This is a genomic window from Nitrosarchaeum sp. (genome assembly GCF_025699065.1).
GTDB lineage: Archaea > Thermoproteota > Nitrososphaeria > Nitrososphaerales > Nitrosopumilaceae > Nitrosarchaeum.
Map to the genome: position 1 here is coordinate 19652 of NZ_JAILWF010000006.1, position 12869 is coordinate 32520.

Consider the following 12869-nt stretch of genomic DNA (forward strand, 5'->3'; position numbering starts at 1 on the left):
AATTATATTCTATTATGCTTCTATTGTTTTCTATAGTTTTTTTATTTTTTCTATTACCAGTATATGCTGAACAAATACCTGACTATAACAATCCATACGCTCCAATCTTTACTGACAAAACAGTATACACTTGGACTGATAAAGTCCAAATGACTATTCATGCACCAAGCTGGAACACAGATAGATACCTGATTGATTCAATAGGTGATGATGATCATCCTATCAAAATTTCTACAAGAGGTCATTCGCTATCTCCATACAAATTTACTGAAACTGATGTGAATTCTGGAAAGTTTGCCGCTGAAATAATTCTTACAGGATTTTCCCATGATGCTGACGGTGATGGTGATTTTGATACAACTCCTAGAACTATGGGAAATGGGCCAACAAGTGGATTTTTAGAATCTGATCGAGACTCTGCATTAACTATAACATTTGAATTTGCAAATGGAGTTGTTCTTACTAAATCTGTTCCAATACAGTGGAATATTGGATCAATTCAATTCTCTAAAGAAAATTATCTATCTAATCAAACTGCAACAGTACATGTAATTGATCCTGATCTTAATCTGAATCCTGAATCACTAGATCATATTCCGATAAAGATTTCTTCAAATTCTGACGTGTCAGGTATAGAGGTGAGTGCTGTAGAAACATCTGAAAGATCAGGTATTTTTTCTTCAACAATATCATTTACCCAAAATCTATCTTCAAGTGGAAATAGACTTTATGCATTACCTGGAGATACAATTTTTGCAAAGTATGATGATTATACCCTTCCAAAACCTTATTCCATATCTGATAATCTTGCAATGAGCACATCTGCAATAATTGGTACTTCTTCTTTGGCATTGCAAAGTATGCCGATTATATTTTCAGATAGTATGGGCAATCAAATCTCTACAGTATCGGCTAATGATCAAATTCAGATCGTTGGAAAGATAATAAATCCACAAAATTATAAACAAAAATTTGTTTATCTCTTTCAGGTAAAAGATGAGAATAATTTTGTAGTATCTTTATCTTGGATACAAGGAGAAATATCTGCAAATCAAAATTTAGATATTTCCCAATCATGGATTCCCCAACAAACTGGAAATTATTCTATTGAGACATACACATGGAACTCGTTGACTAACGCAGCTCCGCTATCTCCTTCATTATCAACATCCGTTTTTGTTAATTAAGTAATAGTATGATTTCTACTTAATCAATAAATACAAAATTACGATTTTAGCCGTGTGTTTGGATATAAAATTGGATTGTTACTAGTGTTAATTGTATTATTTCCACTTATGCCTTCAATATTTGCAGATCCAATTTTGTTAGACTTTGATAAAACCGAATACCATACTGGTGATAATATGATCATAACAGGACATATCTCAAACTATAAGATGCCAATAATAGCAATGAGTCTTTTTGATCCTGAAGGCGATATTTTATCTGCAAATAATTTGATTATCAACTCTAATGGTACCTTCTCCAAAGCATTTTCCTTAGACTCTCCTTTTTATGATAAATCAGGACAATATACTGTAAAACTAAATTATGGTAAGATAGTCCAAAATGAATTTTTTACAATTGTAGGTAATACTTCTGAGCCTGAAATAGCAATTCCAGAATCTATAATTCCTGAAATTATTTCCATAAACACTGACAAGAATCAATACTATGATCAAAACTTTATTACAATAACCGGTTCTGTTAATACAATTGATTCTCCGACTGTACTGATTGGGGTTCATGATCCATATGGTACACCAATCGGATTTTATTTTGGAGAAATTAATTCTAGCTTGCAATTTTCTACAAAGTTTCTTGTAAAGTCTGGCGTTAATTTTAAAGTGGATGGAACTTATCAAGTAAAAGCACACTATGGTGAGAGTGAAAAAACAATAAACTTTGAATTTTCTAAAAAACTTGATACTGTAGAACCAGAAATAAAAACACCAGAAATAAAAACACCAGAAATAAAAACACCAGAAATAAAAACACCAGAAATAAAAACACCAGAAATAAAAACACCAGAAATAAAAACACCAGAAATAAAAACTTCTGAAAAAAATATTAATTCCGTAGATTACCAACCTCAGATAAAAAAATATGATAATCTATCTGTTGAAGATATAGAGCTAGGAAAACTACTAAATCAAATTAATTTGGATTGTGATCATAGTAGATTCATCGATACCATTTCATATAATGATGGAATGGGACCCGCGTTATACCGACTTTGCAAATTTGATCAGTCCTTGAGTTTCTTTAATGACTCTTTATCAAAAGATCCAAACAATGTTGAAATTATTACCAGTAAAGGTTCTGTCCTTGGAAAAATGGGTCGTACTTTAGAATCTATTTCATATTATGATACAGCTCTTAATATAGATCCAAATTTTATTCCTGCAATTAACAATAAAGCAAATGCCCTTGCAAATATGAAAAAATACGATGAATCTATCTCTCTTTACAATAAAGCTCTTGAAAAAAATCCAAGTTATGATACCGCAAGAAAAAATCTCCAATTAGTTTTACAAGAATCCTCATTGGAAAATAAGGTAATATTTACTGAATATGCTTCTACAAGCACAGATGTTTCATCTAATATTGTATCTTCAAAAGATACCATGACTGAAAAACTGCAAACGGAAAATAATTTAAAAACACAAACAAAAAATCCAACTAATATTTTTGAGGAGTTATCTTTGGTATTTTCATCATTAGGCTCCCTCTTCGGATTTCAAAATTAAGAGTGATTTCTAGTTTTTTTATATGTAAAATTTCAATAAACCTATAAAGCCCAGTAAAGACGATTGTGAATAAGGATAACACATGAGTAAGATACTAGAAAAGACACTAAAAGATGCACATAAAGAAAATACATTAACAATTGGCACTAAACAAGTATTGAACTCTATGAAAGATTCCAAATTAATTGTCCTGTCTCAATCTGTAAAAAAAGAGATGTTTGCAAAAATTGAATCAGATGCGAAAAAAGAAAAAATACCATTAGTTAACTTTCAGGGAACTTCAGTTGCATTAGGGAGACTATGCGGCTTACAATTCCGAATCTCAACAATATCATTTACATCAATAACTGATGCAAACATTAAATCAATTCTTAAAGATACAGAAACTGAGGAAAAAAATGAATAAACATTTCATCTCTAATCTAAGTTTAAATGAGACAAATTTTGTTCGGAGTTAAACAGGAATTCTAATGACACAATCAATTAAACTTACAACAGATCAAATGCGAATGATGTCACTCTTTCAAAATGTTACAGGTGCAACTGCTCGTGATTGTGTCGAAGATGAAAAACAAGATCGTGTAATTTTTGTAGTAAATACTGGTAAAATGGGCTTGGCAATCGGAAAAGGTGGAATTCATATCAAATCATTGCAAAACATTGTAAAGAAAAATGTCGAACTCGTTGAATTTGACGAGGATCCAGCCAAATTCTTAACAAATCTCCTTAATTCTAAACTCGTCTCTGAAGTAAAAATAAATACACGTGCCGATGGTTCAAAACAGGCAATAGTTATGGTAGACCCAAGAAAGAAAGGCATTGTTGTAGGAAGAGAAGGCAGAAACGCTGAGAAAGCAAGACTTTTAGCTAAACGATATTTTGATATTACAAGTGTGCTGATTAATAGTCCTGAAAAAGCAACATTGGAGATGTAAAATATGACAAAATCACCACTAGGTTTATTCGCAGGCAGAGTTCTAATCGCAAAACGAAAGAGACAACGATGGGCAATCTCTACTTACAAAAGAAGAAAACTTGGTATCGATAAAAAAGCAGATCCTCTTGGTGGTGCTCCGCAAGGAAGAGGAATAGTCTTAGAAAAAGTAGGTATTGCAGCAAAACAACCAAACTCTGCTGTAAGAAAATGTGTTAGAGTTCAATTAATTAAAAATGGTAAAACCGTAACAGCATTCTTGCCACGAGACGGTGCAATGAATTTCATCGATGAACACGATGAAGTACACATCCAAGGAATGGGTGCAACACAAGGTGGTGCAATGGGAGATATTCCAGGTGTACGATTCAAAGTATTCAAAGTAAATGGAACATCACTTAACGAACTAGTAACTGGCAAGAAAGAAAAACCAAGGAGATAAAATTGGCTGAGACAAAAAATTTCTTATTATTTAGAAAATGGGACATGTCTGATATTGAAATTCAAGATCCTGGATTAAAGACAGCAATTTCATTAAGACGACAAATCTTGCCCTACACTTTTGGTCGTTCAGCATTAAAGAGATTTAACAAAGCTGAAGTAAACATTGTAGAAAGACTTTGCAACAAAGTCATGCACTTTGGAAAGAAATATGCTAAAAACACTGGACGTATGACTGGTAAGAAAACCAAAGTACTCAACACTGTTAAAGTTGCATTTGATATTATTGCCTTAAAGACTGGTAAAAATCCAGTTGAGGTGTTAGTTAGAGCAATTGAAAACTCTGCACCAAATGAAGACACTACACGAATTGTATATGGTGGTACAGTCTACCATGTATCAGTAGATGTAGCTCCAATTAGAAGAGTCGACATGGCACTAAAGTTCATTGCAGACTCTATACGAGATGCGACATATTCTAATCCAAAACCAATTGAGGAACACATGGCCGAACAACTAATTTTGGCTGCAGCAAACGACCCAAACGCTCCTTCTGTAAAGAAGAAGCACGAATTAGAAAGAATAGCGCAAGCTTCTAGATAGTAATTTTACCAGTAGCCCGAGGCAGATTCGAACTGCCGTCTCCGCCTATCCACTCTTGAGATCCAGAGGGCAGAATCCTTAATCTAAAATTTTTTTATTTGACCGCTAGACTATCGGGCTACCAAAACAAATTCTGATGTTTTAGCATATAATCATTTACTAATTTACTTGAACTGCACTTCATGAATGGCAGTTGCATAATCGCATTCTGCTTTTAGTCTCATGTATGGAATTAATCTATAATGAATAGAGTAAAGATGATCTTCTTTTCTAATAATTCCTTTTTGCATTAGTGATACTAGACCACGGGATGTAATTCCAATCTTTGTATTTGTTTTTTCACATACTTCGTCACGTTTTTTTTGATATTGCTCTAATGAAAAAGCTACATCATTAATTTCTAAAATTAAAGGCCACACAATTTCAGCCCAGACAAATCTTCTGTTTTCAGTAGCCGATGCATATTTGCCTTTTTCACTCAACATTAATAACATCTGCAAAAGAAGTTATAACTTAATAGTTGTCTCAAAAAGAAATTGAAGAATCACTGAATTTATTACAAAAAGATTGGGATGTTGATCCAATTTTGCGCCAATTCATACTAGGAAAAATAACTGATGTTAGTGATTATTCCATTAAAGTAAAAGATGTTATTTTTCATATCCCATATTTAACATCTGAAAAAAAATATATTTTGTGGAAATGTTTTTGGCCTGATTGTCATAACTGCTGTGATCGACAAGGTAGATTGCCATTAACTTCTGATGATCTAATTACAATTGGAAAGGGTCTAAAATACAAAAAAACATCTGATTTTATAAAAAACGAAACAATAACTACAACTTGGCAAGACTCTTCTCCTTCTGGCCAAATCACCACAATGACTACAATTAATCTAAAACGAAAAAAAGATGAGACTATACAGGAAGATGGAACTCATATTTCTTGTAGATTCTTAGATGAAAAAGGTGGATGTAGTATGCATCCAGATAGGCCTGGCGTATGTTATCTCTATCCTTTCTCTACATGGCTTGAAAATGAAAAAGGTATGGCACGAGTTCATGCTACATACCAGTTTACTGGTGATTGTCCTGGATTTTACCTAGCAGAAGACATACAACAAATGAAACAAGAACTCAAAGATTATTCAAAAATAATTTATGATTATACCTTATCATCAAGCAGAACAATGAGAGAAAACTTTGGTTCTGTAAGTTTTGGTTAGGCCTTTGCTACTTTCATCAGATCAGAAATCTTTACATCCATTCCAAATCTAGCTTCGTTTTTCTTCATGTATCTGAAAATTGAGATAAAGTCTGGAAGTGACTTGAAGAAATTAAAGTCCTTGTGGATCTTTGCTCTAACAAACTTGAAAACTTTGTCGTATATCTTATAATGTTCATCAACTGCTTTTTCATAAGCTGCAAAATCGTGCATGTTCTCAACAAAGATATCAACACACTGCATACTTGGAATGATTCCCTCACCTAGTAACGCATAGACAGTACCAATTGATTCTCCAACTCCTACAACCTTTCCTTTGTAAAACGGTTTGCACTTACCAGGAGTTGCAAGTCTGATTGGTCTTCCTTTAGTTTTTTGAACTTTACCGCCATACTTTTTTAGAAAATCGTCAGTTGCTTTGATGTGATTCTTTCTGTAATCGCCTGCACCAATATGTGCATACTTTTCACCTAGTGGAAAATACCAAAAATATCCAGACATTCCTGGAAATGGTTCAATGTAAAAGTCATCAAATGGAACCTTATCTTCATATTCTACTTTGTATTCGTATGTTGGTAAGAAAAAATCCTCTTCTAACTTTGGAAGATAAGTTCTTGCAAATCCAGTACAATCAACTATCATATCATACTCTTTTTCTAGTTCTTCTAGCTTTGGTGCTATGCCGTAGATAATTTTAGAATCTTTAATGAAATCTTTGATTAATGCAAGTTTGTCATATGTACACAAGCCATGCAGACCGATATCAAATTTTACGTTATTATTCATCTTTACATGCATGGTTTTTCCGTCATGGATTAGAAAGTCATCAAAATTTCGTCCTACTTTGCTGCAAAACTTGTCTAGTTCTGATTTTATTGTACCCCATGCGCAAATAGAATCATGTCTCTCTTGTGTACTTCGTTCATAACCTACAACCTCATGTTCTGAATTTTTGAGTCTGGCCATAAGATAACTCCCTGCGACACCCATGCCCATAACTGCAATCTTCATTTAGCCTAAATCTGGTCAGACCTAATAAAAACACTATCTGGCGATTTTACAAATTTTTAAATTTCTTAACTAATCGTATTAATACTACGAATATTTTATACAAATTTAGGTAAAATGGGTACTATGCAAGCAATCGAAAAACTTGAAAATTCAAACCAAGGAATTCAAGTAATTTTAGACCACCTTGCAGAACAACTATCTGACATAAAGCAAGATCCAAGATTAGAAGGACTGGTAGATGATCTGGAGAATCTATTTCATGCATATCTCAAAACATGGATGAAAAGCAACACTGATGTAATTACGATGCTAAAAGAACAATAGAATCTCTCAAGTTAAATTTGGAAAGATTTTACAAAAACCATGGATACATTTGACGCAATAAAATCAAGAAGATCAATTAAGAGTTTTCAAAATTATACAATGAGTAAAGAAGAGATTAATCAATTATTGGAAGCTGCCATTTTATCTCCAACATCATACAACATCCAGAATTGGCGATTTGTCATTGTGACAAAACAGGAGATCAAAGACAAGCTTTGCGCTTTATCATATGGTCAGAAACAAGTGGCAGAAGCCTCTTTGGTAATTATTTTATGTGCTGACTTGAAAGCATGGGACAAAGATCCTGAACAATACTGGATAAACATTCCAGAAGGCCCACGTCAATCCATTGCAAAAGCAATAAGACAATCATATGCTGGAAATCCAACACTTGAAAAAGATGAGGCAATGCGTTCCTGTGGATTTGCAGCTCAAACTATAATGCTTGCAGCAAAAGCAATGGGTTATGACACTTGCCCTATGGAGGGATTTGATTTTGGAAAAGTTGGCAATCTGATTAATCTGCCATCTGATCATATCATATCTATGATGGTAGTTGTTGGCAAAAAAGCAAAAGATGCTGCTCCTAGAGGTGGACAGTTACCATTATCTAAAGTAGTCTTTGAAGATCATTTTTAGTGGTTTGAGAAAGGATATTTTTCATCACATTTACTACATCTATCATGCATTCCTTTAGCCGGTTTTGTTAATCCACAAAATTCACAATATCGCATAATTCCAAGATCAATTGCCTTTTTGGAGCATCTTGATTGCTCTTCTGAGGAATGTTTGTCATTTGATTTGCCACACATTGGACATAGCTCATCTAAATCAGTCAATGACTGATTCGCTTTATGTGGTATTTTTATTGTTAACTATGCAAAACTAGTTATTTTAAAAATATTCAAATCATCATGAATCGATTAATTTGACCAATTTGGACTGGAAAAAATAAAAAAAATTCCATCCTTCTTATCTTTCTCGTCTGATAGATAATATTATGACATCAGAAAAATGTGAATGCATCCTTTGCAGTTTCATTACCAATTCTGTTTCAGACAATGTTCAAATCTATGATTCTGAATAAAATTTAGAGCCAAGAAGAATATCCACCATCAAGTGTAATTGCGTAAAATCCTTCTTTTGTCAACTCATCAGCTGCGATGTTTCCCCGATATCCAGAACTGCAATACGTGCAGATCTTTTTGTCTCGCATATCTTCAATCTGTTTTTTCTTTGCATTACGAATTGCCAACCCTAAAGGCATATGAACAGAGTCTTCAATTATTCCTCCCTTTAATTCATCAATTTCACGAACATCAATTATTACAAAATCATTTTTTTGAGACATTAGCTCTTTTGCTGTAATCTTGTCTGCCATTAATTGTTTTATGAGTACTGCAATTTATTTTTGTTCCAAATGTTTAAGAATATCATGAATTTAGATCATTCATGGCCCAAAGTAAATGTCCTTACTGTAGCTCACTATTTGAAAACAATGAAGTATTATCAAAACACATAGACAAAGTACACAATGCTGCAGAACCGATCTAGTCTTTTTGGGTAAAAAGATTGACTCGTTGTCACAACTAATATTTCGTAATTTTACTTCTATGAATTCGGACTAGGAAGTTTTTAAAAATTTTAAATCAAACAAAATAACACCTATTTTGTGAAACCTCAATCATGTAGAAACTGTGGAAAAGAGTTACATCAAAATCAAAGAGTTTGCCCTAGTTGTGGTAGGGATACGGGTTATGATGATGTGGAATAATTTTTGAAACTAAATTTATTGTTTTTAATGAATGAATTTCAAAATTAATACATAATTCATCTAAAACATTAAAAATCAATATAGAAAATTATGATTCAGATTATATACAATAAAAGATAATTATCTATATGGTAAGTACACCTATTTGGATTGCAATCATAATTGGTGTTTTCTTCCTAGGAATTGGTGTAAGTTATGCGCATTTTGCCAGCACTTATGATCCAATGTCTATGAAATTTCAAAATCAAGAATTGTTTAATCAAATGATGTCAAATAATCCAAAGATGTCTCAACAGTGGATGAATTCAGATATGATGAATCAACAACAAATGATGAATGATCCACAGTTTAGGCAACAAATGTTTCAACAAATGATGCAAAACCATGATGACATGATGGAATGGATGGCAAAAGATCCGAAACATATCGAGCAGATGTCAAAGATAATGAAAGATGATCACATGTTTATGTCAAAAATGATGTCTGCAATGATGAATGATCCTGATTTAAGATTACAAATGATGGGTCACATGTCAGAAAATCCTGAAGCATTCAAAGAAATGATGAACATGATGGGTTCAAACATGACATATCCCATGGGTTCTGGAATGAATCAACAAATGATGCATCCATAAAGTAATTTTAATTTTGTAAATGAAATTATCTAATTCAAAGCATGCCACAAACTAGAAAATATTTACAAATATTCCCAGATGCATACTAAGTCATGCAATCTGCAAGTCCGACCAAAGACCTAGTTAGTCATACTTCGTGGGTAGAAGACCAATATCCTTTTCTATCTATGTCTGCGTTGATGGTTTCGGATCTTTTTCGAAGGATGGTGAAAAAATGAAACCGAAATACAAGAAAACAAAATTTGGCATCTGGCCTGAATAGTGCATTGAATAATTCATGATTTGTCGAAAATTATTCAATCAATATTGCAGGTTTGAATGGCCTTGCATGTCTTGCCTTTGATTTGGGATCATAGATGTTTTCATCTGATTCTGAGAAAACATCAATGTCCACCCCAAATTCCTTCTTTCCAATGTCTGTTAATTCATTTGCCAAAAATTTTTTCTCATCAAATTCTTTTGATTCTAATTTCATCTGTCTGATTTCAGATGGTTCTGATAAGATATCTTTGATTGTCTTTTGTACAAAGTCTGGTATTTTTTTAACATCTGAAGTTTCTGGATTCGAAATTAATTCCTTCATAACAATTCCCATGTTTGTCTGTCCTGATGTGACTTTTTCTAAAATAGAATGATATACTCTAGATTTGAATGAATCAGCAGTATAGATTGTAATTTTTTTTGGAGTAATTTTTGTTACCTTAAGAATATTTGAAATATCATCAATTAGTAATTTTAACAACTCTTCGGATTGAATTGCAGACGCATTGATGCTCTCTTCAGAATATTTTGGCCATTGAGATGTTGATGCTAAATCAGAATGTCCTAATTTTTCCCACATCTCTTCAGATATGTGTGGTGCAAATGGTGATAACATTGCAACACGTACTGAATTAATCTGATGTAAAATTCCTGAAATGTTTGTCCTATTTTTTGCATTTGCTCTTTTTGTGTACCAGTTAAGTTCAGATTCAAATGAAAACAAGATATCATGTAATGCTTCTCTTAATCTCATTTTTTCTATTGAATTGGTAACTTGAGAGATCATGCTCTGGGTTTTAGATAAAATCCACTTGTCTTCAGCCTCTAAATTATTGATTTTTTCTGCTTTTAGCCTTGAACATTCATTGTATAATGATTCTAGTTTATTTTGAATGCCTGAGACTGATTCCATATTAAAATCAGCGTCTTGGAGTAATTCAGCTGATATGATAATGGCTAATCTTATGGGGTCTGCGCCATAATCTTGAATTGCCTTTCGCAATGGTATGATATTTCCCATACTCTTTGACATTTTAGAACCGTTCATCAATACTGAACCATTAACTACAATCTCTTTTGGCCAATTGTTTTCAGGAAATATTGCAACATGATTCAAAACAAAAAACGTCAAGTGATTTGGAACCAAATCTCGTCCTGAATGTCTTGAATCCACTGGATAAAAGTAGTCAAATTCTTTTTTGATTTGATTAATTACATCGACTGTTAATTCTGTAATTGACGATACCTTGTTTGCATCACCTTTGCCCAAGAAAATATAATCAAAAAATTCTGGAGATAATTTTTCAGCCTTTAGTGTTCCATCATTTACAAATTTTGAAATTATATAGTATGCCATGTAAATTACAGAATCTGATAGACTTTCTACAATCCAGTCCTTATCCCATGGTAGTTTGGTTCCAAGTCCATGCTGTCTTGCACAAGCTCGCTCTCGAAGCCATCCAATTACATAGTTAAACTCTGCTCTAATCTCTTGTGGTAAAATATTCATCACATCAAAACATTTGGTAGCTAGTTCTTTCCAGTCTTTATCGCCATAATTTAAGAACCATTGATTGTTAAGAACTTTGACTACACATTCTGCACCGCATCTACATCGAACAGGAGTGTTTGTTAGTTCTAGTAAAATATCTGCATGCTTGTTTTTGATTAACCATTCCTTGATTGTATCTTTAGCATATGCTACTTTGATTCCTGCAAATTGTTCTGTATTTTGTTTCAATTTTCCGCCGTAGAACTCCTTTCCATAAACTTCTTTTGTCGCATCTTCTAGTTTTGGATCACTTTGATTTACGACACCAAATTTCTCAACTGTTTCTTTTGCTGGATTTTCTCCAAATCCTTCAGTCTGAATAATTGAGATTGGGGTAATTTTGGCTACTTTTAAGGCTAATTCGGGCTCAATTTTGGACTTTTTGAGATCTTCTAATGCTTGATAATCAAATGGCGCATGGGCTGGAACTGACATTACCATTCCAGTACCAGTACCACTTTCAACAAAACTGGCTGGAAGCATTAGGATTGAATCATTTCTATGTGAGACGGTAACTGATTTTCCGATCAATTCTACGCCTTTTATCTCACCATCATATGTGATTTTTTTATCCAAAAATTCTAGCTTGTATGCACATTCTTTACTTACAATCCATTTTTCATTACCTACTGTAATTTTCTTGTAAATTATTTCTGGATTTACCCAGAGATTTACAACACCAAAGATTGTTTCAGGTCGAAGTGTTGCAGTTGGAATGATGTAATCTTCATACTTAAATTTAATTAAAATATATTCAGTAAAGTCTGGCTCTACATCTCCTAGAGTGTCATGTTGTGAAACTGGATTTTGATCCTTTGGACACCAGCCAACTGGATGAGAACCTTGAATGATTAGTTTTTTCTCCCGTAATGTTTTGATTTGCCACTCGATAAATTTACTGTATACGGGATCAATTGTGGTAAACTCTCGTCTCCAGTCAATCGAATATCCCATTTCAATCATTCCTGTTTTGATTTCTTTGTGAAAGTAATCTGCAATCTTTACTGGTTCTACAAATGTCTTGATTGATTCTTCTGGTACTCCGTAAAGATTTTTTAAATTCTCGATAATTTCTTTGTCGTTTGCCTCTACTCTTTTTGCCATTCCAAGTATTGGAGTTCCAGTGTAGTGAAACGCCATTGGAAACAAAACATTGAATCCTTTCATTCTGTAGAATCTTGCATGAACATCAGCTAATGTGTATGTTCTTCCATGTCCGATGTGTTGAGGTGAGTTTGGATATGGGTATGCAACTGTTATGAATTTTTTTTCTTTTTCGCTAGGATCTGTTTCAAAGTCTTTAGAGTCATTCCATCTCTTCCTCCACTTTGATTCAATCTCATTCCATCTTATTTCCATA

At 33.2% G+C, this 12869-nt stretch carries 16 protein-coding genes and 1 tRNA gene; 11 read left to right on the forward strand and 6 right to left on the reverse strand.

Going from position 1 to position 12869, the window contains the following annotated elements; genetic code table 11:
* Positions 1-14: 14 nt before the first annotated feature.
* From K5782_RS07355 to K5782_RS07380, 6 genes are all read left to right on the forward strand, one after another.
* Positions 15-1187: a hypothetical protein gene (locus tag K5782_RS07355; RefSeq protein WP_297465369.1), complete on the forward strand. Its 1173-nt coding sequence runs from the start codon at positions 15-17 to the stop codon at positions 1185-1187.
* A 54-nt stretch (positions 1188-1241) separates the two neighbouring features.
* The gene (locus K5782_RS07360) at positions 1242-2750 is read left to right on the forward strand and encodes a tetratricopeptide repeat protein (protein ID WP_297465372.1); all 1509 of its coding nucleotides are present in this window, start codon (positions 1242-1244) and stop codon (positions 2748-2750) included.
* Between the two features lie 82 nt (positions 2751-2832).
* The gene (locus K5782_RS07365; protein ID WP_297465374.1) at positions 2833-3156 is read left to right on the forward strand and encodes a ribosomal L7Ae/L30e/S12e/Gadd45 family protein; all 324 of its coding nucleotides are present in this window, start codon (positions 2833-2835) and stop codon (positions 3154-3156) included.
* A 64-nt stretch (positions 3157-3220) separates the two neighbouring features.
* On the forward strand, positions 3221-3685 hold the full coding sequence (locus tag K5782_RS07370; protein ID WP_007549741.1) for a NusA-like transcription termination signal-binding factor: 465 nt from the start codon (positions 3221-3223) through the stop codon (positions 3683-3685).
* Positions 3686-3688: 3 nt separating this feature from the next.
* Complete coding sequence (locus K5782_RS07375) at positions 3689-4126, forward strand: 30S ribosomal protein S12 (protein WP_007549743.1); 438 nt, start codon at positions 3689-3691, stop codon at positions 4124-4126.
* 2 nt (positions 4127-4128) lie between these two features.
* On the forward strand, positions 4129-4728 hold the full coding sequence (locus K5782_RS07380) for a 30S ribosomal protein S7 (protein ID WP_007549744.1): 600 nt from the start codon (positions 4129-4131) through the stop codon (positions 4726-4728).
* 12 nt (positions 4729-4740) lie between these two features.
* On the opposite strand, the gene K5782_RS07385 is transcribed toward K5782_RS07380, so the two are convergent.
* A tRNA-Gln gene (locus K5782_RS07385) sits at positions 4741-4848 on the reverse strand.
* Between the two features lie 44 nt (positions 4849-4892).
* On the reverse strand, positions 4893-5213 hold the full coding sequence (locus K5782_RS07390) for a hypothetical protein (protein ID WP_007549746.1): 321 nt from the start codon (positions 5211-5213) through the stop codon (positions 4893-4895).
* A gap of 35 nt (positions 5214-5248) precedes the next feature.
* Between K5782_RS07390 and K5782_RS07395 the strand changes: the two genes are divergently transcribed.
* The gene (locus K5782_RS07395; RefSeq protein WP_297465378.1) at positions 5249-5953 is read left to right on the forward strand and encodes a YkgJ family cysteine cluster protein; all 705 of its coding nucleotides are present in this window, start codon (positions 5249-5251) and stop codon (positions 5951-5953) included.
* Here K5782_RS07395 and K5782_RS07400 read toward each other — a convergent pair.
* Positions 5950-6963: an NAD(P)/FAD-dependent oxidoreductase gene (locus K5782_RS07400; RefSeq protein WP_297465380.1), complete on the reverse strand. Its 1014-nt coding sequence runs from the start codon at positions 6961-6963 to the stop codon at positions 5950-5952. The two genes, K5782_RS07395 and K5782_RS07400, sit on opposite strands and share 4 nt — an antisense overlap.
* A 123-nt stretch (positions 6964-7086) precedes the next feature.
* On the opposite strand from K5782_RS07400, the gene K5782_RS07405 reads away from it, so the two are divergent.
* Positions 7087-7287: a hypothetical protein gene (locus tag K5782_RS07405; RefSeq protein ID WP_297465382.1), complete on the forward strand. Its 201-nt coding sequence runs from the start codon at positions 7087-7089 to the stop codon at positions 7285-7287.
* 39 nt (positions 7288-7326) lie between these two features.
* The gene (locus K5782_RS07410; RefSeq protein WP_297465384.1) at positions 7327-7926 is read left to right on the forward strand and encodes a nitroreductase family protein; all 600 of its coding nucleotides are present in this window, start codon (positions 7327-7329) and stop codon (positions 7924-7926) included.
* Here K5782_RS07410 and K5782_RS07415 read toward each other — a convergent pair.
* Entirely contained in the window at positions 7923-8126 is a 204-nt protein-coding gene (locus tag K5782_RS07415) for a hypothetical protein (RefSeq protein ID WP_297465385.1), read from the reverse strand. The genes K5782_RS07410 and K5782_RS07415 overlap by 4 nt on opposite strands.
* 251 nt (positions 8127-8377) lie before the next feature.
* On the reverse strand, positions 8378-8668 hold the full coding sequence (locus tag K5782_RS07420; protein ID WP_297465388.1) for a rhodanese-like domain-containing protein: 291 nt from the start codon (positions 8666-8668) through the stop codon (positions 8378-8380).
* 291 nt (positions 8669-8959) lie between these two features.
* On the opposite strand from K5782_RS07420, the gene K5782_RS07425 reads away from it, so the two are divergent.
* The gene (locus K5782_RS07425) at positions 8960-9061 is read left to right on the forward strand and encodes a zinc-ribbon domain-containing protein (RefSeq protein ID WP_297465390.1); all 102 of its coding nucleotides are present in this window, start codon (positions 8960-8962) and stop codon (positions 9059-9061) included.
* A gap of 128 nt (positions 9062-9189) precedes the next feature.
* Entirely contained in the window at positions 9190-9696 is a 507-nt protein-coding gene (locus K5782_RS07430; RefSeq protein ID WP_297465392.1) for a hypothetical protein, read from the forward strand.
* A gap of 292 nt (positions 9697-9988) precedes the next feature.
* Here the strand turns inward: K5782_RS07430 and leuS are convergent, their stop codons facing one another.
* The gene (gene leuS / locus K5782_RS07435; protein WP_297465394.1) at positions 9989-12868 is read right to left on the reverse strand and encodes a leucine--tRNA ligase; all 2880 of its coding nucleotides are present in this window, start codon (positions 12866-12868) and stop codon (positions 9989-9991) included.
* Between the last annotated feature and the right edge of the window lies 1 nt (position 12869).